The organism is Tepidimonas charontis (assembly GCF_007556685.1).
In the GTDB taxonomy this organism is placed as follows: Bacteria; Pseudomonadota; Gammaproteobacteria; order Burkholderiales; family Burkholderiaceae_C; genus Tepidimonas; species Tepidimonas charontis.
Genome location: NZ_VJON01000030.1, coordinates 1 through 19894 on the forward strand (window position 1 = coordinate 1; position 19894 = coordinate 19894).

14 protein-coding genes and 1 pseudogene are annotated in these 19894 nt (G+C 69.0%); 10 read left to right on the top strand and 5 right to left on the bottom strand.

All coding sequences use genetic code 11. The features are described 5' to 3' along the window. Both Tchar_RS14325 and purN read right to left on the bottom strand, forming a co-directional pair. The coding region (locus Tchar_RS14325; RefSeq protein WP_144328739.1) for an alpha/beta fold hydrolase at positions 1 to 1013 on the bottom strand (1013 nt) is incomplete at its 3' end. Positions 1014 to 1145: 132 nt separating this feature from the next. Continuing rightward, a complete protein-coding gene (purN, locus tag Tchar_RS09075) occupies positions 1146 to 1775 on the bottom strand; it encodes a phosphoribosylglycinamide formyltransferase (RefSeq protein ID WP_058615748.1) in 630 nt (209 codons plus the stop codon). A 177-nt stretch (positions 1776 to 1952) separates the two neighbouring features. Here purN and Tchar_RS09080 point away from each other — a divergent pair, with 177 nt between their 5' ends. From Tchar_RS09080 to Tchar_RS09095, 4 genes and pseudogenes are all read left to right on the top strand, one after another. Further along, positions 1953 to 3125 (top strand): acyl-CoA dehydrogenase family protein, encoded by a 1173-nt coding sequence (locus Tchar_RS09080; protein WP_144328740.1) that lies wholly within the window; start codon positions 1953 to 1955, stop codon positions 3123 to 3125. 27 nt (positions 3126 to 3152) lie between these two features. Further along, a complete protein-coding gene (locus tag Tchar_RS09085; RefSeq protein ID WP_144328741.1) occupies positions 3153 to 4265 on the top strand; it encodes an acyl-CoA dehydrogenase family protein in 1113 nt (370 codons plus the stop codon). Next, a pseudogene (locus Tchar_RS09090) lies at positions 4266 to 6159 on the top strand (GMC oxidoreductase). A gap of 66 nt (positions 6160 to 6225) precedes the next feature. Then, positions 6226 to 7692: an aldehyde dehydrogenase family protein gene (locus Tchar_RS09095; RefSeq protein WP_144328743.1), complete on the top strand. Its 1467-nt coding sequence runs from the start codon at positions 6226 to 6228 to the stop codon at positions 7690 to 7692. 9 nt (positions 7693 to 7701) lie between these two features. Here the strand turns inward: Tchar_RS09095 and Tchar_RS09100 are convergent, their stop codons facing one another. Continuing rightward, positions 7702 to 9846, bottom strand: a complete 2145-nt coding sequence (locus Tchar_RS09100) for a hypothetical protein (protein WP_201739339.1) — start codon at positions 9844 to 9846, stop codon at positions 7702 to 7704. A 99-nt stretch (positions 9847 to 9945) separates the two neighbouring features. Then, positions 9946 to 10503, bottom strand: a complete 558-nt coding sequence (locus Tchar_RS09105) for an HNH endonuclease (RefSeq protein ID WP_144328744.1) — start codon at positions 10501 to 10503, stop codon at positions 9946 to 9948. Positions 10504 to 10580: 77 nt separating this feature from the next. On the opposite strand from Tchar_RS09105, the gene Tchar_RS09110 reads away from it, so the two are divergent. The 5 genes from Tchar_RS09110 to Tchar_RS09130 all read left to right on the top strand — a co-directional run bounded on the left by Tchar_RS09110 (position 10581) and on the right by Tchar_RS09130 (position 17379). After that, entirely contained in the window at positions 10581 to 11645 is a 1065-nt protein-coding gene (locus tag Tchar_RS09110; RefSeq protein WP_144328745.1) for a bifunctional riboflavin kinase/FAD synthetase, read from the top strand. Beyond that, positions 11642 to 14542 (top strand): isoleucine--tRNA ligase, encoded by a 2901-nt coding sequence (gene ileS / locus Tchar_RS09115; RefSeq protein ID WP_144328746.1) that lies wholly within the window; start codon positions 11642 to 11644, stop codon positions 14540 to 14542. Before Tchar_RS09110 ends, ileS begins: the two co-directional genes overlap by 4 nt. 22 nt (positions 14543 to 14564) lie before the next feature. After that, a complete protein-coding gene (gene lspA / locus Tchar_RS09120) occupies positions 14565 to 15074 on the top strand; it encodes a signal peptidase II (protein WP_144328747.1) in 510 nt (169 codons plus the stop codon). A 267-nt stretch (positions 15075 to 15341) separates the two neighbouring features. Further along, positions 15342 to 16871, top strand: coding sequence for a methyl-accepting chemotaxis protein (locus tag Tchar_RS09125; protein ID WP_144328748.1), 1530 nt, complete (start codon positions 15342 to 15344; stop codon positions 16869 to 16871). 124 nt (positions 16872 to 16995) lie between these two features. Next, entirely contained in the window at positions 16996 to 17379 is a 384-nt protein-coding gene (locus tag Tchar_RS09130) for a hypothetical protein (RefSeq protein ID WP_144328749.1), read from the top strand. 105 nt (positions 17380 to 17484) lie between these two features. Here the strand turns inward: Tchar_RS09130 and Tchar_RS09135 are convergent, their stop codons facing one another. Beyond that, positions 17485 to 18474, bottom strand: a complete 990-nt coding sequence (locus Tchar_RS09135) for a quinone oxidoreductase family protein (RefSeq protein ID WP_144328750.1) — start codon at positions 18472 to 18474, stop codon at positions 17485 to 17487. 367 nt (positions 18475 to 18841) lie between these two features. Between Tchar_RS09135 and Tchar_RS09140 the strand changes: the two genes are divergently transcribed. Then, positions 18842 to 19780, top strand: coding sequence for a DMT family transporter (locus Tchar_RS09140; protein ID WP_144328751.1), 939 nt, complete (start codon positions 18842 to 18844; stop codon positions 19778 to 19780). Positions 19781 to 19894 lie beyond the last annotated feature (114 nt).

The window sequence follows — 19894 nt, forward strand, 5'->3', positions numbered from 1 at the left end:
CGGTGGAGCTGCTGCGCTACCCGGACCTGCGCGGTCAGCCGGTGGTGATCGGCGGCGGCCACCGGCATCAGCCCGAGCTGCTGGCCGACGGCACCCGCCGTTACGCTCGGCTGGTCGAGTACGCGGGACGGGGTGTCATCACGACCGCCACGTACGAGGCACGGGCGCTGGGTGTGCATTCGGGCATGGGCCTCATGAAGGCCGCGGCGCTCGCGCCCGAGGTGGTGCTGCTGCCGACCGACTTCGACGAGTACCGTCGCTACTCGCGACTGTTCAAGGCGGCGGTGGCCGAGATCGCGCCGCAGATCGAGGACCGCGGCATCGACGAGGCCTACATCGACCTCACCGACGTGCCCGGGGCTCAGGACGCCGTGGGTGGCGACCCGCTGGGCGGCGTGCGCCTGCGCGTGGTCATCCGGCTTGCGCAGGGGAAAGAGGCTATCCCAAAACGCCAACCAAAACGCGGTACGCCATGGCCCGGCAAAGCCGACGGCCACCGCCGCCCGCGCCCACCACGGCGGCTCGCCGTCGCGCACCACGGGCCCCAGCAGCACCACACCCGTGACCGACGCCGGCCCCTCGTGCGCGGCCCACAGTGCCGAGCCGGCGGCGAACGAGTTGCCCAGGATCACCGCCGGGCCGGCCTGCAGATGCGCGATCAGGGCCAGCGCATCGTGCCCGATGGCGTAAGCCGAATAGTCGTCCCACGCGACCGACGACTCACCGTGACCACGGATGTCCATCGTCACCACCCGGTAGCCGGCACGCCACAGCAACGGCCGCAGGGTGCGGTATTCGTGGCGCAAATCGCCCATGCCGGGGATGGCCAGCACCAGCGGCCCGGATCCGCCGGTATCGTCATAGGCGATCCGGCCGTGGGGCAGCGTCAGGTAACGGGTGACGGCTGGCGGAATGGGGCTCGTCACCGCCCCTGCCTCCAGGGGCAGGGTCAGGGGTAGGGTCAGGGCGGCAGCGGCCCCGATGCGAGTCAACAGACGGCCTGTGGCGGACATGCAAACGGCTCCAACGACAAGGGGTCAAACGAGACCCCCACTGTGCCGGATGCGGCGCGCCTGGGCGATGACCGACGGCGCCAGACGATGGACTTCAGGCGCCAGCGGTGCGTTCAGGCGCCAGCGGTGCGTTCAGGCGCCAGCACCGCGCAACCAACGCTCGATGGCGCGCGGATAGATCAGGTGTTCTTGCGTGAGCACACGTGCGGCCAAGGTCTCGGCAGTGTCGCCGGGCAGGATCGGCACCACCGCCTGCTCCAGGATCGGGCCGTGGTCCAGCTCGGCCGTCACCAGATGCACGGTGGCGCCGGCAAAGCGACAACCGGCCTCGATGGCGCGGCGGTGGGTATGCAAGCCGGGGAAGGCCGGCAGCAGCGACGGGTGGATATTGACGATGCGCCCCGCATAGCGCTGCACGAAATCCGGCGTGAGGATGCGCATGAAGCCGGCCAGAACGACCAGCGCGTTGCCCAGCGGGTCGAAGCGATCGAGGGTGCGCGCCAGCTCGGCGTCGAACGCGGCGCGGTCGGCAAAGGCGGTGTGGTCGACGACCGCGGTCGGTAGACCCTCGGCGGCGGCCCACGCCAGCCCTTTGGCCTCGGGCCGGTTGCTGATGACGGCCGCCACGTAGGCGCCCAGTCGCTCGCGCCAGCGTTGCGCCTGCGCCGCACGCACGATGGCCTGCATATTCGAGCCCGTGCCGGAGATCAAGATGAGCAGCGGCCGCGGCGGCCGCGCTTCGTGCTGTGTGCTCACACCCATGCCGACAGTGTAACGGCGCGCGCAGCCCGAGCCACCCCAGCGCTGCGCCCGGCAGGCGGTAGAAGTAGCCTGCGCGGGCGGCGCCGGGCGCGGCCCGCGCGCTGTCACCCGTCCGACAGGTACGGTGCGGCGTTTGCGGCATAAAGTCGGTCATCACACGGCAGAGGAGACAACGCGATGGAGCTGGCGTTCACGCCCGAAGAGCGGGCGTTTCGCAACGAGGTACGGGCCTGGATCGACGCCCATCTCGACCCGGCCCTGGCCGCCAAGGTGCTCGCTGGCTTGCGTCTGAGCAAAGACGAGATCCAGGGCTGGGCACGCACCCTGGGCCGGCAAGGCTGGCTGGCGTACCGCTGGCCGCGCGCCTTCGGCGGCCCGGGCTGGTCGCCGGTGCAACAGCACCTGTTCGATGAGGCCCTGGCCGAAGCGGGTGCACCGCCCATATTGCCCTTCGGCCCGGTGATGGTGGCGCCGGTCATCATAGCCTTTGGCACGCCCGAGCAGCAGCAGCGCTTTCTGCCCGGCATCGCCAGCGGCGACGTCTGGTGGTGCCAGGGCTACAGCGAGCCGGGCTCAGGCTCCGACCTGGCCAGCCTGCGCACACGCGCCGAGCGCGACGGCGCACACTACGTCGTCAATGGCCAGAAAACCTGGACCACGCTGGCCCAGCACGCCGACTGGATATTTTGCCTGGTGCGCACACGCGCCGAAGGCAAGCCGCAAAGCGGCATCAGCTTTTTGCTGATCGACATGAAGTCACCGGGCGTGACCGTGCGCCCCATCCGGCTGCTGGATGGTGAGTACGAAGTCAATGAGGTGTGGTTCGACAACGTGCGCGTGCCGGTGGACAACCGCATCGGCGAAGAAAACCAGGGCTGGACGATCGCCAAATATCTGCTGTCGCACGAGCGCGCCAACATCGCCGACATCAACCGCAGCAAGCGCGAGCTCAAGCGATTGAAGCGTCTGGCGCAGGCCGAGGGGGTCTGGGACGACGTGCGACTGCGCGACCACATCGCGCAGCTGGAGGTGGATATCGTGGCGTTGGAGATGTTGGTGCTGCGCGTGCTGGCGGCCGAAAAAAGTGGCAAACCCGCGCTGGACATCGCCGCGCTGCTCAAAATCCGCGGCAGCGAAATCCAGCAGCGCCTGACCGAGCTGATGCTGCTCGTGGCCGGCCCGATGGCGCTGCCCTACTTGGAGCCCGCGCTGACCGGCTTGCCGGTGGCAGCCGCCGATGCGGCCCTGGCGCCGCTGGCGCCGCGTTACTTCAACCTGCGCAAAACCACCATCTACGGGGGCAGCAACGAGATCCAGCGCAACATCGTGGCGCAGACATTGCTGGGCTGATTCGACCGAGACACCGGAGCACACACCATGGACTTCGACTTGACCGACGAGCAGCTGCAGCTGCGCGATGCGGTGGCGCGCTGGGCCGAGCGCGCCTACACCTTCGAGCGACGCCGCGCCGACATCGCTGCCGGTGGCTTTGACTCGGGCGTTTGGCAGGCTTTGACCGAACTCGGCTTGACCGGGCTGACGGTGCCCGAAGTCCACGGCGGCATGGGCCAGGGGCCGGTGGAGGCGTTGGTGACGCTGCAGGCGCTGGGCAACGCGCTGCTGCTGGAGCCGCTGGCTGCCGCCTGGGTGGCGGCGGCCATGCTGCAGCACGGCGGAGGTTCGGCACTGCAGGCGGTGTGGCTGCCGCGGCTGGCGGCGGGCGAACTGGTGGTGCCGGCGTTGCTGGAGCGGCGCAGCCGTCACGACCTGGGGCGTGTGGCCTGCCAAGCCAGTGCCGACGGCGACCATTGGCGCTTGAGCGGCCGCAAACACGTGGTGCCCGCCGGTGATCAGGCCGCCGCTTGGATCGTCTCGGCGCGCGCGCCCGACGGGTTGGCGCTGTTTTGGGTGGAGCGCAGCGCTGCCGGGGTGCATCTATCGCCCTATCCCTTGCAAGACGGCAGCCGAGCCGCCGACTTGGTGCTGGAAGCCACACCGGCGCAGCGCTTGCCCGGCAACGGCGCTGCCACCCTACAGTGGGGCGCCGATGTCGGCGCTGCCTTGGCCTGCGCACAGGCGGTGGGGGTCATGGAGCGGGCGCTGGCCCTGACCGTCGACTATCTGAAGACGCGCCACCAGTTTGGTGTGCCCATCGGCAGCTTCCAGGCACTGCGGCACCGTGCTGCCGACATGAAGATGGCGCTGGAGCTGGCGCGCGGTATGGCCGTCTATGCGCTGCTCAAACTCACCGCACCCGAGGCCGAGCGCCGCCAGGCCGTGGCACGCGCCAAGGTGCAGGTGGGCCAGTCGGCCCGTTTCATCGGCCAGCAGGCGGTGCAATTGCACGGCGGCATCGGCGTCACCGACGAATACGCCATCGGTCACTGCTTCAAGACGCTGACGCAGCTGGAGCTCAGCTGGGGCGATACCTCACATCATCTGGGCATCGTTGCCGCCGGCATGACCGAAGAGGCTAACGTTGGCGCCTGAATCGCGGCCAGCGGCAGAGCTCCGGCGGTGGCCGGGACGGGGCCAGGGGACGCCAGGCAGCGCCAGCGCCCAGGCGCTGGATCGATAGGGGCCAGTGGCGCGGCCTCACACGGCGCGCAGACGGTCGAAGCAACACGGATGTCGATCGCGGGTGTCGGCGCCGCGACATCTGAGCCATCGGTCTGCTGGTTTTCCCGCTGGCAGCACGCAGCGGGCTCGACCGACGATGCGTGGCATGCACGCATATGAGGTCGATTACGCGATCATCGGCTCGGGCTTCGGCGGCGCGGTGGCGGCTTTGCGTCTGGCCGAAAAAGGCTACCGTGTCGTGGTGCTGGAACAAGGGCGGCATTGGCGGCCCGAGGACTTTCCTGCCACCAGCTGGCATTGGCGCCGCTGGCTATGGCACCCGGCGCTGGGCTGCCAGGGATTTTTCAGCCTGCGCCTTTTCCGCCACGTGGTGGTGCTGCACGGCAATGCGGTAGGCGGCGGGTCGATCACCTACGCCAACACGCTGCTGGTGCCACCGGCCGAGGTATGGACCCAAGGCAGCTGGGCCGCGCTGGACGACTGGGCCCGCGTGATGCCAGGCCACTACGCCACCGCCCAGCGCATGCTGGGCGTGACCCGCAACCGGCGCGCCGCCGCCGCCGACGAGCGCCTGCGTGCCATGGCCGAGGCCTGCGACGTGGCCGACAGCTGGCAATTGACCGACGTTGGTGTCTTTTTCGGCGATGATGCCGACGACACCGGTGGTCGCCTCTACCCCGACCCCTACTTTGGGGGCGAGGGCCCGGCCCGCACCTCGTGCACCGGCTGCGGCGCTTGCATGGTGGGCTGCCGCGTCGGCGCCAAAAATACGCTGGACCGCAACTACCTGTACCTGGCGCAACGGCGCGGTGCCGAGCTGCGAGCACAAACCCGTGTGACGCGCATCGTGCCCCTGCCCGCCCCCGACGGCAGCGCCGCCCCCGGGGGGCAGTATGGCTATGCCGTGCACACGGTCGGCAGTGACGGCGGCACCCGGCAGCGCGCGATCGTGCGGGCACGCGCCGTGGTGTGCGCCGCGGGCTCGCTGGGCACCCAGGCGCTGCTGATGGAGGCGCGCCGCCGTGGTGACCTCCCGTTTCTCTCACCGGCCTTGGGACGCCACGTGCGCACCAACGCCGAGTCGCTGATCGGCATACGTTGGCCGGGCTGTGCCGAAGACCTCTCGCGCGGCGTGGCCATCGGCTCCAAGATCCGCCTCGACGCCTACACGACCGTGGAGGCCACACGCTACCCTGCGGGTTCAGACGCCATGGCGCTGTTGTCCACCGTGATGGGGCGCAACGACACCCGTTTGGGTTGGCTGGCGACGCTGGTGCAGCGGCTGGTGCGCCACCCACAGGCCACGGCGCGGCTGCTGTGGCCCGGCCGCTGGGCCCGCGAATCGATGATTTTGCTGTGCATGCAGACCCTGGACGGCACCTTGACCCTGCGTTGGGAGCGCCCCTGGTGGTGGCCCTTTGTCCCCCGGCTGCGCAGCCATGGCGCGCCGCTGCCCCACACCATCGCGGTGGTGCAGGCCTTTGCGCGGCGCGCCGCTGCCGCCACCGGCGGGGTGCCGATGGCGTCTCTGCCCGAAGTGTTGTTTCACATCCCCATGACCGCGCATTGCCTGGGTGGCGCCGTGATGGCCGCCCACCCCGACGCCGGCGTGTGTGACGCGCAGCAGCGTGTCTTTGGTCAGCACAACCTGTACATCATGGACGGCTCGGTGATCGCGGCCAACCTGGGAGTCAACCCCAGCCTGACCATCGCCGCGTTGGCTGAGCGCGCCTGCAGCTTGATTCCCCCGGCCCATACGGCGCACGCGGCCAACGCCCACGCCGCCGCCGAATCTGCGGTGTAATTGGTCCCATGGCGCCGCCGCCGCGAAGGCGACCGCATCGCTCACCCCCCACGCGTACCGTCCACGATGAATGCCTGGCGACACGATTTCAGCCACTTGCCCCCTGGCGATCTGCCTGCGGCCTTGCAAGCCCAGTGCGAGCGCATGCGCGCGGCCTGGCGTGTCTCGGCTGCGGCCAGCGCCGATGCGCGGCGCGAGCGCTTGACGCGGCTGCTGGAAGCGGTGCTGGACCATGAAACCGAATGGGTACGCGCCATCGATGCCGACTTTGGCGGGCGCAGCGGCACCGAGACGCGCTTGCTGGAGCTCGCACCACTGGCCGATGAAATTCGCCACCTGCGGCGCCACGTGGCGCGCTGGATGCGCCCACGCCCGGTGCGCGTCAACTCCCTGTTTTGGCCCGCGCGGGCACGCATCGTGCCGCAGCCGTTGGGAGTGGTGGGCATCATCGGCGCCTGGAACTACCCCGTGCAGCTGACGCTGTCGCCGCTGGCCAACGCCTTGGCCGCTGGCAACCACGTTCTGCTCAAACCCTCGGAGTTGGCGCCACAGACGGCAGCCCTGTTGCGGCGGGTGCTGGCCGACACCTTCGCCCCCGACGTGGTGTGCGTGGTCATCGGCGGTGCCGACGTGGCGGCAGCGCTGGCCGCTGCCCCGTTGGACCACTTGCTGTTCACCGGCTCGACCCGGGTCGGTCGCTGGGTGATGCAGGCCGCTGCCGAGCGCCTGACCCCGGTGACGCTGGAGCTGGGCGGCAAGTCGCCGGCCGTCGTGGCCGACGACGCCGACCTCGACGAAGCCGCCGATCGCATCGCCAGCGCCAAGGGCTGGAATGCGGGGCAGACCTGCATCGCCCCGGACTATTGCCTGGTGCCGCGCGCGCGGCGTGACGCCTTCGTTGCGGCGCTGCGTACGAGTGTGCGGCGGCGCTGGCCACGCGGCCTGGCCGATGCGGACTACACGTCCCTGCTGTCCAGTGCCGCCTGGCAGCGCATGCAGCGCCTGGCGCAGGAAGCAGCGGCCGCTGGCGCCACCCTGGTGCCGCTGATGGCAGACGAGTCACCGTATGGCGACGCCAATGCGCACCGTATGGGCCCGATCGCGGTGTTGGAGCCACCGCCGCAGTGCGCCCTGATGCGCGAGGAAATCTTCGGTCCGCTGCTGCCGGTGCTGGGCTACGACGGCGATATCGAAGCCGCCATCGCACACGTCAACGCCGGCCCACGGCCGCTGGCGCTGTATCTCTTTAGCCAGCGCCAAGCCACCATCGAGCGGGTGCTGCAGGCCACCACCAGCGGCGGCGTGACGGTCAACGACTGCATGCTGCACCAGCCGCAGCATGGGCTGCCGTTTGGCGGCGTCGGCCTCAGTGGCATCGGGGCCTACCACGGGCGTCATGGCTTCGAGCGTTTTTCGCACCTCAAGGGGGTCTACCTGCAACACCCCCTGGTGGGCGCGATCTTCGACCGCTGGGTGCGTCCGCCCTACGGGGCCTGGACACAGCGCTTACTGCGCTGGATGCTGCGGCGCTGAGCCTGCCGCTCACGACCCGGCCAGGCTCGCCCACCCACCCAGTCGCCACCCCAGCGCTGCCAGCGCCAACACCGCCACCGCAATGATCCAGCCCCAGGGTAGCCCACGGCTGGCATCGGGGTCGGCAGCGCTGCGCTCGGCACCCTCTGGCAAAGCTGCCAGCGCCGTCAGGCGCCGCCCGAAAACCGGGCCAATGCGGGCACGGGTATTGACGGCCCAGCCATTGGCATCGAGCAAGGGGCCGATGTTGCGCGCGCGCAGCTTGAACCAGGCCAACAGCACCGACGGCCCCGAAATCAACAGCATGACGCCGACGACGACCAGCGGCATTTGCCACCAGGCCAGCTGCACGAAGCCGGTGACGACCGCCACCAGGGCCGAGCCCAGGGCGCCCAAGGCCAGCCCGATCGCGGCAAAAATGCCGGCAAAGCGCGCGATGTCGAACGTCGCCGAGCCCTCTTTGCGCGCTGCGCCGGCCGCGGCCTCGGCCTGGCCTTCGACCTGCTGCGCCGCGCCGGTCTGTACCTGCTGCTCGCGCGCTGCGGCCCACTTGCGCACCTGCTCGCCCACCAGCCGCGCCACCCGTTTGTACGGCGCCCAGAAGGCCTGCCGCAAACTGATCGGGTTTTCCACCACCTTGACGACGCGCGCGTGCCAATCGCGGCCCTGTCGGTCGATGAATACGCCATTGCGCCCCGGCACCATGAAGTCCGGTGCATCGCCGGCCGTCAGCGCCGCGACGATGGTCTGAGGCGCTTGGTCAGCGCGCTCGCAGTGGCAGTACACCAAATACAGTCCGCTGTAGCCCGCCAGCTGGGCATGCGCGGCCGCATCGGCCACCGGTAGACACAACAGGCACTCGCGCCGGTCGATATAGAGCCGACCGCACTGGAACAGGCCGTCTGCGGCACCGTAAAAATCCGCGAAGTTGACGAAATTGCGCAATAGCCGGACCAGATCTCGGCGCAACGCCAGCAATTTGACGAGATCGTCGAGCCGCTGCGCCAAGGCGGCTGCACTGCGGTCGTGCTCGATGAGCGCGCCCAAACGCTCGCCCACGCGCTGCGCCTCCCACGCCTGCAGCAGCGCTTCGTCCCAATCGGCCACGGGCGTATCCGGACGCTGCGCGCGCCATGCCTCCCAGTCCGCCAGGCGCGCCCGCAGCGCCTGCCAATCGGCCCAGCTCAGGTGATCGCGCGCACCCAGCAGCGGCAGCACCGCGTCGGCGTACAGGCGTGCCATCGCCGCTTGCCATGCGGGGTTGAGTCCCTGAGTGAGCGGCAACACCGCCTCGGCATCGACGTGCGCCAAAGGCAACGCCACCAGCTCGGCCTGCCCGGCGGCCAGGGTGGTGGCCGCCAGCGCTTGTATCGGCTCCAGCGGCACATCCAGGGCGATGGCCGCGCGCGCGTCGAACGCCGCCAACTGGCAGCGCACGAAATGATCGTCCACCTTGGCCGCCACCGCTTGCAGCGCCGCCAGCGCAGCGTCCAGCACCGCCGCCACCCCCTCGGGCTGGGCGGCGCGCCACGCGCGCACCGCCCGCACGGCCTCGGCGCAGCGCAGCAGCGCATCGGTATCGATTCCCTGCTGTCCACTGCGGTCGGGCATCCACCCCACCGCAGCGCCAACGCGCTCGAGCCACGGCACCGCGTCGGGATCGATGGCCTGGGCCAAGGCGGCCGGCACGACACCGTCGCCGTTGGGCTGGTCGGGCGGGAAAAGACGCGCCGGCTCGGCCACATCCGCTGGCGCAAGAACGGTGGGTGGCCGCCCCAGGCGCTGCAGTAAAGCGCTGGCGGCCGTGCGCAACGCCTGCCCTTCGCCGTCGGTGGCCAGCGCGTCCAGAGGCAGCGCATCGCCCGGCTGCCACAGCAGCCCCGGGTCACGCAGGCGCTCGCACACCCATTGCACGGCGGCCACGACTTCGGGCCGGCGCAGACGCCCATCACCATCGTGGTCCAGCAGCGCCAGCGTCTGCGGCGCCATGTCCAACCCTTGGACGGGGCATGCGAGCGCCGCCCACAGCTTGGCATCGAGGGTCGGCAGCGCGCGCAGGTCATCGGCGCCGTCGATACGCGGCTGATCAACCCCGCCCGCGCGAAAAAACCGCCATCGATGGGCGATCGGGGGGCGTGGGGGCATGGCACTCATCGACGTCTCCTCGGCAGCCCGGTTGTCAACACCGTGCCGAGCCGGGGTGTGCCGGATCGGCGACGGCCACGGCCACAGTGTAGGGCATGGCGCCGGCCATCAAGCGCACAGGCGCGAGTGGCGCGGCAGGTGCGCCATCAAAAATTCCATCTGGTCGGCCAGGATACGGCGATTGCGCAGGATGAAGTCTTCCCACAGACTGGGCACGTAGGGGGCATACAGGAGCGCCATGCGCGCCTGCTCGGGCGTGCGGTTGCCTTTGCGGTGGTTGCAGGCCCGGCAGGCCGTCACCACGTTCATCCAGTGATCGCGCCCGCCCTGCGCCAGCGGCACGATGTGCTCGCGCGTCAGCAGCGCCTCGTCGAAGCAGTCGCCGCAGTAGGCGCACAGGTGGCGGTCGCGGGCAAACAGCTTGGCGTTGGTGAGACTCGGCACCACGTCGAACGGATTGACCGGCATATGCCCGCGGGTGCCGATGATCGAATGCACCTCCACCATCGATAGCCGTCCGGTGCGGGCATTGACGCCACCACGAAACGTGGCAATGTGCGCCCCGGCCACCCAGCGCACGTCGCCGGCGGCATAGTGCAACACGGCCTCCTCCAGCGTGAGCCACGCCTGCGGCAGGCCTTGCGCGGTGAGTTTGAGCACTCTCATGGCTGTGTCATAGTAGCGCGCTTTGGCGACACGCGCATGACACGCGCCCTTGCCCCCTGCGAGCGTTTTGGGTCCCGATGAAAATACTGTATGGTCTGCACAACCTACGCCGCCGCCCGCGCAGCGCGCGCGCGCTGACGATCGGCAATTTCGACGGTGTACACCGTGGCCACCAGGCCATGCTGGCGCTGCTCATCAACGAGGCGCGGCACCGCGGCGTGCCCGCCTGCGCGGTGACGTTCGAGCCGCACCCACGCGATTTCTTTGCGGCGCGCCAGCGCCGCCCCGAGCTGGCCCCGGCGCGCATCGTCACGCTGCGCGACAAGCTGGCCGAACTGCGCCGCTGTGGCATCGACGAATGCGTCATCTTGCCGTTCGACGATGCGCTGGCTGCCCTGTCGGCCGAGGCCTTCATCGACCAGGTGCTGCTGCAGGCGCTGGGCGCCTGCTATGTGTTGGTGGGCGATGATTTTCGCTTCGGTGCACAGCGCCGCGGCGACTATGCGCTGCTCGACGCAGCGGGCGCGGCACGCGGCTTCGACGTCGCGCGCATGCTCAGCTACGAGGTGCACGGTGTGCGCGTCTCCAGCTCCGAGGTGCGCGCCGCGCTCGCCGCCGGCGACATGGCGCGCGCCGCCGCGCTGCTGGGACGCCCCTACGCCATCAGCGGGCATGTGGTGCACGGCCGCAAATTGGGGCGTGCGCTGGGGGCCTCGGCGCCCGAGCGCGGCGACGGCTTTCGCACGCTGAATCTGCGCTTCGACCACTGGAAGCCGGCCGCCAGCGGCATCTTCGTGGTGCAGGTGTACGGGCTCGATCCCACCCCGGGGGCGGCGCCGTTGCCGGGTGTGGCCAACCTGGGCGTGCGGCCCTCGCTGGATCCGAACGATGTCAACGGCGGGCGCGTGTTGCTGGAAACCCACTGCCTGGCGTGGCCCGAGCGCGTGCAAGCGGCACTGGCGCACGCGCCAACGCCCGGGGAGGCCTACGGTAGAATCATTCGCGTCGAGCTGCTGCACAAGCTGCACGACGAGCGCCGCTACGACAGCCTCGATGCGCTGACCGCCGGCATCGCCCACGATTGCGCCGATGCCCGCGCTTGGTTTGCCGCGCACGGCCCCACGCCCGCCCGCCCATCATGACCGAACGCCGCGCCGCCGATACTTTGCCCGATTACAGCCACACGCTCAACCTGCCCGACACGCCGTTTCCGATGCGCGGCAACCTGCCGCAGCGCGAGCCGGATTGGGTGCGCCAGTGGGAGGAACAGGGCATCTATCGGCGTCTGCGCGAGGCGCGCGCCGGCGCGCCCAAGTTCATCCTGCACGACGGCCCACCCTACGCCAACGGCCGCATCCACATCGGGCACGCCGTCAACAAGATTCTCAAGGACATGATCGTCAAGGCGCGCCAGCTCGCCGGCTTCGACGCGCAGTACATCCCGGGCTGGGACTGTCACGGCCTGCCGATTGAAAACGCCATCGAGAAGCTGCACGGCCGCGGCTTGAGCCGCGATGAGATGCAGGCCAAGGCGCGGGCTTTTGCCACCGAGCAGATCGCGCAACAGATGGCCGATTTCAAGCGCCTGGGCGTGCTGGGCGATTGGGAGCGCCCCTACCGCACGATGGACTTCAAAAACGAGGCCGAGGAAATCCGCGCCTTCAAGCGCGTGATGGAGCGCGGCTTCGTCTATCGGGGTCTGAAACCCGTGTACTGGTGCTTCGACTGCGGCTCGTCGCTGGCTGAGTTCGAAATCGAATACGCCGACAAACAAAGCCAGACGCTGGACGTGGGCTTTCTGTGCGCCGAGCCGGACAAGCTGCTGCAGGCTTTCTTCCGCGACAGCGGGCTGCCGCACGCCAGCCCGGCGGAGCTGCAGGGCCGGCCCATCTTCGCCGTCATCTGGACCACCACCGCGTGGACCATTCCGGCCAACCAGGCGCTCAACCTCAACCCCGAGCTGCTCTACGCCCTGGTGGACACGCCGCGCGGCCTGCTGGTGCTGGCCGAGGCGCTGGTCGAGTCCTGCCTGCAGCGCTACGGCCTGGAGGGGGCGGTGCTGGCCACCGTGCCCGGCCGCGCGCTGGAAAAGCTGAACTTCCACCACCCGCTGGCCCATGTGCACCCGGGCTACGGCCGGCTCTCGCCCATCTATTTGGCCGACTACGCCACCGCCGACGACGGCACCGGCATCGTCCATTCCGCCCCCGCCTACGGCGTGGAGGATTTCAACACCTGCGTCGCGCATGGGCTGGCATTGACCGACATCCTCAACCCCGTGCAGGGCAACGGCGTCTATGCCGCCGAGCTGCCGCTGTTTGGTGGCCGGTCCATCTGGAGTGCCACGCCGCTGATCATCGACACCCTGCGCCAAGCCGATCGGCTCTTCGCCACCCAGGGCATCACCCACAGCTACCCGCACTGCTGGCGCCACAAAACCCCGGTCATCTACCGCGCCGCAGCCCAATGGTTCATCCGCATGGATGCGCCCACCGAGGCCACGCGCGGTATCTTCGCCACCGATCCGGCGCCGCGCACGCTGCGCGAAATGGCGCTGGAAGCGATCGAGCACACCCAGTTCTACCCGGAAAGCGGGCGCGCCCGCCTGCGCGACATGATCGCGCACCGGCCCGACTGGTGCATCAGCCGCCAGCGCAGCTGGGGCGTGCCCCTGCCCTTCCTGCTGGACGTGGACAGCGGCGAGCCGCACCCGCGCACGCCCGAAATCATCGACCTGGCCGCCGACGTGGTGGAGGCCGGCGGCATCGAGGCCTGGAGCACGCTCACCGTGGCCGAGATCCTGCAGCGCATCGGCGACAGCGCCGACCCCGACCGCTACACCAAGAGCACCGACATCCTGGAGGTGTGGTTCGATTCCGGCACCACGCACACCACGGTGCTCAAGGGCAGCCATGCCGGCGCCGGCCACGACAGCGGGCCCGAGGCCGACCTGTATCTGGAAGGCCACGACCAACACCGCGGCTGGTTCCACTCCTCGCTGCTGACGGCCTGCGCCATGTACGGCCGCGCGCCCTACAAGGGTTTGCTCACCCACGGCTTCACGGTGGACGGACAAGGCCGCAAGATGAGCAAGTCGCTCGGCAATGTGGTCGCCCCGCAAGAGGTCAGCAGCAAACTCGGAGCCGAGATCATTCGCCTGTGGGTCGCCGCCACCGATTACTCCGGCGACCTCGGCATCGACGACAAAATCCTGGCGCGCGTGGTGGACGCTTACCGCCGCATTCGCAATACGCTGCGCTTTTTGTTGGCCAACATCAGCGACTTCGACCCCCAGACCGATGCCGTGCCGCCGGCGCAGATGCTCGAAATCGACCGCTGGGCGCTGGCACGCGCCGCCCAGTTCCAGGCCGAGGTGCTGGCCCACTACCAGCGCTACGAGTTCCACCCCGTGGTGGCCAAGCTGCAGGTGTTTTGCTCCGAGGATCTGGGCGCGTTTTACCTGGACGTGCTCAAGGACCGGCTCTACACCACGGCCCCCAAGAGCCTGGCGCGGCGCAGTGCGCAGACCGCGTTGCACCAGCTCACGCACACCCTGCTGCGCTGGATGGCGCCGTTTCTGTCCTTCACCGCCGAGGAGGCCTGGCGCCTGATCGGCCACACGCCTTCCATCTTCACCGAAACCTACTGGCCGCTGCCCACGCCCGACGAAGCCTTGCTGGCCAAGTGGGCACGTATCTTGACCATCCGCGACGCGGTCAACAAAGCCATCGAGGCCGAGCGCGCGACGGGCCGCATCGGGCCGTCGCTACAGGCCGAAGTGACGCTGACCCTGCCCACCGAAGACCATGCGCTGCTGGCCAGCCTGGGGGATGACGCCAAGTTCGTCTTCATCGTCTCGGCGCTGACGCTGCAGGCCGGCAGCGAGCTGGCTGTGGCCGTCACCCCCTCGCCGCACGCCAAATGCGCGCGCTGCTGGCACTGGCGCGCCGACGTGGGCCATGACCCCGCCCACCCGCACCTGTGCGGGCGCTGCACCAGCAATCTGTACGGCAGCGGTGAAGCGCGGCACGCCGCCTGAGCCCCACACCATCCACGCTCCCATGGCCAAAGCGTCCTCCCGCGGCATGCTGACCTGGCTCGGACTGGCCTTTGCCATCGTCCTGCTCGATCAGTTCACCAAAACACTCATCGTCGGCTTCTACCGACTGGGCGAGGTCACCCCGGTGACGTCGTTTTTCAACATCGTGCGCGTGCACAACCCCGGGGCGGCGTTTTCTTTCCTGGCCAACGCCGGAGGCTGGCAACGCTGGCTCTTCACCGCCATCGGGCTGGCGGTGGCCGTCTTCATCGTCTGGATGCTGCGCAGCCACGCGCACCAGCGGCTGTTTGCCTTTTCGCTGGCGTGTCTGCTGGGCGGCGCGCTGGGCAATGTGATCGATCGCCTGCTGCGCGGCTACGTGGTGGACATGCTGGACTTTCACTTTCGCTGGCTTGCGCCCCTGTTCGCGGGGGGGCACTTTCCCTCCTTCAACGTCGCGGACACCGCCATCACCATCGGCGCCATCGGCCTCATCCTGGACGAATTTTGGCGCGTGCGGCGCAGTCGGTGAGCGCAAGATGGGTGTCTGGGTTTGAGACGCACGGATCTGCCGCGTCCAGCGCGCACAGTGGCACCCCGGCCAGCTGGCCGTCACCTCACGTCCAGCCCGTGCAGCAACGCAGCCGCCCCATTTTCCTGGTGGTATTATGGGAATGTCCGTCGGCACGGAGGCATCTTCTGACGCCAAGCGCCTCGTACCCAGTTCTATGATACAACAAATCCATTCCGTTGGCGCCCAAACCAAACCGACCTCGGGCCCAACCCTTGGAGAGGAGACATGACCACACACGCTCTGCCTGCCCCCGCTTCCGCCAGCTCCACCGCGCAAGCCCCGGTCGTGCGCGACAACCTCGTCACCGGGTGTTGGGTCGTGGGCGCAGCCGCGGCCCTGCCGCTGTTGGCCGATTTACTGACGTGGCTCGGCATGGGGTCAGCGGTACCATTGTGGCGCTGGGCCATCGACGGCGCCACGCTGCTGGGCGCCGCCCTGGGCGCGGCCTGGACGCTGCGCACCGTCACGCGCCGCGTGCGCGTGATCCGGCGTGAGATGCTCACCCTGTCCATGGGCGATATGCGCGTGCCGATTCGCGCCAGCTCCGGTGACTCGCTCGGCAGTCTGGAGCGCGAACTGGGCTACCTGCAGGCAGCGCTGACCGACATCATTCGCGCCGTGCGCCACGCCAGCAACGAGGTGGTGTACTCCGCGATCGAAATTGCAAACGGGGCGCGCGACGTGGCCGCGCGGGCCGAATCCTCGGCCGCTGCGCTGGAAGAATCGTCCGCCGCCTTGGAGCAGACCACCTCCACCAGTGCGAACACCGCGGACTTGGTGGCACAGGCCGCGCAGCTCGCACAAGACAACGCGCAGTCGGCCGCGCGCGGCGGTGACATCGTCGAGCGCGTGGTGCAGACCATGCGGCGGCTGGAGGAGTCCTCGGCGCGCATTCGTGACATTACCGGCGTCATCGACGGCATCGCCTTCCAAACCAACATTCTGGCGCTCAACGCCGCGGTGGAAGCAGCCCGCGCCGGCGAAGCCGGGCGCGGTTTTGCCGTGGTGGCCGGCGAAGTGCGGCAGCTTGCCCAGCGCTCGGGCCAAGCGGCCAAGGAGATCAAAGATCTGATCGAGCGCAACGTGCAAGACGTCAACGAGGGCGTGACGGTGGTGCAAAACGTCGGCAGCGTCATTCAGGAGATCGTGTCGTCGGCGCAGCGCACGCGCACGCTCATGGAGGAAGTGGCCAACGCGGCGCGCGAGCAGCAGCTCGGTGTGCGCCAGATCGGTGAGGCGGTGCAGGAGCTCGACCGCAACACCCAGCAAAATGCGGCATTGGCCGAAGAAACGGCCACTGCCGCCGCCAGCCAACGCGACGCGGCGCTGCGCATGGCGGCGCTCGTCGATGAATTCCGGCTCTCGGGCAGCACCTCGCAGTACGCCAGCAAGGTCGAGGGACTGGACATCGACGGCATCATCGATGCCCACCGTCAGTGGAAGGTCAAGCTGCGCGATGCCATCGAAAACCAAACCACGGTCGATGTGGAGACGCTGCGCCGCGACGACTGCTGCGCCCTGGGCAAATGGATTTACGGCGATGGACAGCGGCGCTTTGGCGGCAAGCCGCGTTTTTCGGAGTTGATTGAGCGTCACCGGCATTTCCATCAAGTGGCTGCAGGCGTGGGCGAATTGATCAATCAACGCCAATGGCTGCAGGCCGAAGAAAGCATCGCCCCGGGCACACCGTTCAGTCAAGCCACGCGCGACGTGGTGCAGGTGCTGTCCACGGCCAAACGCATCGGTTTCGATTGAGCCGTGGGCTGGCGTGCCTGCCGGCCCCCAGCGACTGCGCGAACACATACAATGCAGCGGTATGGATTGCGTGCATCCGGCCCGTTCCACCCCCACCCGGCGCTGTCGCGCATGGTTGGGATTCGTGCTGGCCGTGATAGGTGCCGCGTCGACGGCGCAGCCCATCGTCTGTCACGTCGCGTACGCGGGCGCCACGCGCTCCTTCGTCATCCCGCCTCAGCCCCACGCCGTCGATCCGCCCCCGCTGTTGCAGGGCGCCAGCGTGCTCGTTGAGGTGGTCAACCGCGTCCCGCCGCAGCCCGGCGCGGGGGTCGTCATCCGCACCTACGGCATGCGCGACGGTGAACCGATGCTGCTACACCAAGGCAGCTACTTGCCGACTGCGCCAGCCGTCGGTCCGCACGGGTTTACCGGGCTGCAGGTGGTGCGCGAGCCGGCACGCGGCCACGAACTGACCTATTGGTGCGAGCGCACCGTCGAGTCCGCGCGGCATCACCGCCCGCGCTGAGCACCGTCCGAGACCATGGCGGCCGCGTGACCGGCGCCCGTCACGCCGGGCCGCCAGTGCGGACGCGTTCACCGGTGCGCCCCGTTGCGGCTACGTTTGGCGGCTTTACGGCAACAACACGGTCGAACCGGTCGTTTGGCGCGCTTCCAGCGCCCGGTGTGCATCCTGCACCTGGGCCAGCGGGAAGCGCTGGGCAATATGGATTTTGACCTGCCCTTGTCGGACGACGGCAAACAGGTCGTTGGCCATGGCCTGGGTGCGTTCACGGCTGGTGATGTGGGTAAAGAGCGTCTGCCGCGTCACGTACAGCGACCCCTTGGGCCCCAAAAGACCCGGCGCAAACGGTGGCACCGGGCCGCTGGCGTTGCCAAACGAGACCATCAAGCCAAACGGTGCCAGGCAGTCCAGCGAACCGTCCCAGGTATCCTTGCCCACCGAGTCGTACACCACCTTGACGCCTCGTCCGCCCGTGATGGCCTTGACACGCTCGACGAAGTTCTCGCGGCGATAGTTGATACAGTGCTCGGCACCGTGGGCGCACGCCAGCGCGCATTTGTCGTCGCTGCCGGCAGTGCCGATGACGCGCAGGCCCAGCGCGCGTGCCCACTGGCACACGATCAGGCCAACCCCGCCCGCGGCCGCGTGCAGCAGCACGAAGTCACCGGCGTGCAAGCCCTCCACGGGTCGGCAGTGCTTGAGCAGATACTGGGCGGTCAGCCCTTTGAGCATCATCGCCGCCCCCTCTTCGAATGAGATGGCATCGGGCAAGCGGCAAACGTTCATCGCCGGCATGACGCGCACGTCGCAATAGCTGCCGGGCGGCTGCGACGCATAGGCGACGCGGTCGCCGACCGCGAGATGGGTCACACCGGGGCCGATGGCCTCGACCACCCCGGCCCCTTCCATCCCCAAGCGTGCGGGCAGGGCCATCGGGTACAGGCCGGTGCGGTGGTAGACGTCGATGAAGTTCAGACCAATGGCGTGGTGGCGGATGCGCACCTCGCCGGGGCCCGGGTCACCAACGGCCACGTCGACCAAGTGTAAAACCTCGGGGCCACCATGGGCTTCGATTTGAACGGCGCGACTGGAAATCATCTGGGTGGCTCCTGCTGGAATACCGAAAACCGTGCCATGCCACGGCCACCGCACGGACGGCGATGGTTGGGCCGATGACGCCGCCATGGCGCCACGACGGCTGCCCTGGCACCCGCGTATTCTGCCCGCCCGCTGCCTTGCGTGCGCCTTCGGTTTCGGATCGGTGTGACCGGCGCGGCCGTCCGTAGGCGACACCGTGCCGGTGGCGATGGATCCACGGCGCCCACGGACCGTGGCTGTCGTGCGTTGGGCGGGCCCCGACCAACGGCCGGCCGCGCCAAGCTGGCGTTTCCATCGCCACGTAGACTCCTGGGGAACGCCGTCGATCACGGTGCTGCCCAGCTGCACCTCGGCTACAGTTGCGTCCATGTCCCGCTCCGCTGCTGCGCCCTTGACGCCATCCACCGTCGGCTTGTTGATCCTTCCGCCCCTGCTGTGGGCCGGCAACGCGGTGGTTGGCCGCCTGGCCGCCGCGTGGATTCCGCCCATCACGTTCAACTGGCTGCGCTGGGTGCTGGCCTTCGTGCTGTTGTTGCCGCTGGCGGGTTGGGTGCTGCGCCCCGGCAGCCCCCTGTGGGGCGCATGGCGCCGTTTCACCCTGCTGGGGCTGTTGGCCATCGCTGGCTACAACATGTTGCAATATCTGGCGCTGCACACGTCCAGCGCCCTCAACGTCACGCTGGTGGCTTCCAGCATGCCGGTGTGGATGATGCTGGTGGGACGGTTGTTTTTTCGCGCCCCGGTGCTGGGCCGTCAGTTGTTGGGGGCGGTGTTGTCGCTCGGCGGCGTGGGGGTGGTGCTGTCCCATGGCGAGTGGCAACGCCTGCTGGCCCTGCGCCTGGTGCCGGGTGACGCTTGGATGCTGGCGGCCGCCCTCACCTGGGCCTGCTACAGCTGGTTGCTGACGCGCCGCGCCGAGCCGGCCGAGATCCGCAACGACTGGGCGGCCTTCCTGCTGGCCCAGACCGCCTTTGGCCTGGTCAGTGCCAGCGCGCTCACCGGCTTGGAGTGGCTGTGGCTGTCGATCGCGCCGCCAGCGAATATGCCGACCCACATCCACTGGAGCCCGACGCTGGCGGCGATTTTGTTGTTCGTGGCGGTGGGCCCATCGATCATCGCCTACCGCTGCTGGGGCGAAGGGGTGCAGCGCGCCGGCCCCACGGTGGCGGGCTTCTTCACCAATCTGACGCCGTTATTCGCCGCCCTGATGTCGTCCGTGTGGCTGGGCGAGACGCCCGAGCTCTACCACGCGCTGGCGTTCGTACTGATCGTCGCCGGCATCGTCGTGTCGTCGCGGCGCGGGTGAGGATAGCCGCCGCGTACGGCCGCCGAGACCGCGCGCGAAGTGGTGCTGCCCCTGTGTCCGCGAGCGCCTCGCGCGGCATCTGCCGCTGGCGGCGCCTGGGTGCCAGCAGCGGAC

What these genes read in the sequence shown, in the direction of transcription:
- purN (WP_058615748.1), bottom strand. Translation starts at nt 1,775, where the DNA reads ATGGGTGTGAGCACACAGCACGAAGCGCGGCCGCCGCGGCCGCTGCTC.
- Tchar_RS09080 (WP_144328740.1), top strand. Translation starts at nt 1,953, where the DNA reads ATGGAGCTGGCGTTCACGCCCGAAGAGCGGGCGTTTCGCAACGAGGTA.
- Tchar_RS09085 (WP_144328741.1), top strand. Translation starts at nt 3,153, where the DNA reads ATGGACTTCGACTTGACCGACGAGCAGCTGCAGCTGCGCGATGCGGTG.
- Tchar_RS09095 (WP_144328743.1), top strand. Translation starts at nt 6,226, where the DNA reads ATGAATGCCTGGCGACACGATTTCAGCCACTTGCCCCCTGGCGATCTG.
- Tchar_RS09100 (WP_201739339.1), bottom strand. Translation starts at nt 9,846, where the DNA reads ATGAGTGCCATGCCCCCACGCCCCCCGATCGCCCATCGATGGCGGTTT.
- Tchar_RS09105 (WP_144328744.1), bottom strand. Translation starts at nt 10,503, where the DNA reads ATGAGAGTGCTCAAACTCACCGCGCAAGGCCTGCCGCAGGCGTGGCTC.
- Tchar_RS09110 (WP_144328745.1), top strand. Translation starts at nt 10,581, where the DNA reads ATGAAAATACTGTATGGTCTGCACAACCTACGCCGCCGCCCGCGCAGC.
- ileS (WP_144328746.1), top strand. Translation starts at nt 11,642, where the DNA reads ATGACCGAACGCCGCGCCGCCGATACTTTGCCCGATTACAGCCACACG.
- lspA (WP_144328747.1), top strand. Translation starts at nt 14,565, where the DNA reads ATGGCCAAAGCGTCCTCCCGCGGCATGCTGACCTGGCTCGGACTGGCC.
- Tchar_RS09125 (WP_144328748.1), top strand. Translation starts at nt 15,342, where the DNA reads ATGACCACACACGCTCTGCCTGCCCCCGCTTCCGCCAGCTCCACCGCG.
- Tchar_RS09135 (WP_144328750.1), bottom strand. Translation starts at nt 18,474, where the DNA reads ATGATTTCCAGTCGCGCCGTTCAAATCGAAGCCCATGGTGGCCCCGAG.
- Tchar_RS09140 (WP_144328751.1), top strand. Translation starts at nt 18,842, where the DNA reads ATGTCCCGCTCCGCTGCTGCGCCCTTGACGCCATCCACCGTCGGCTTG.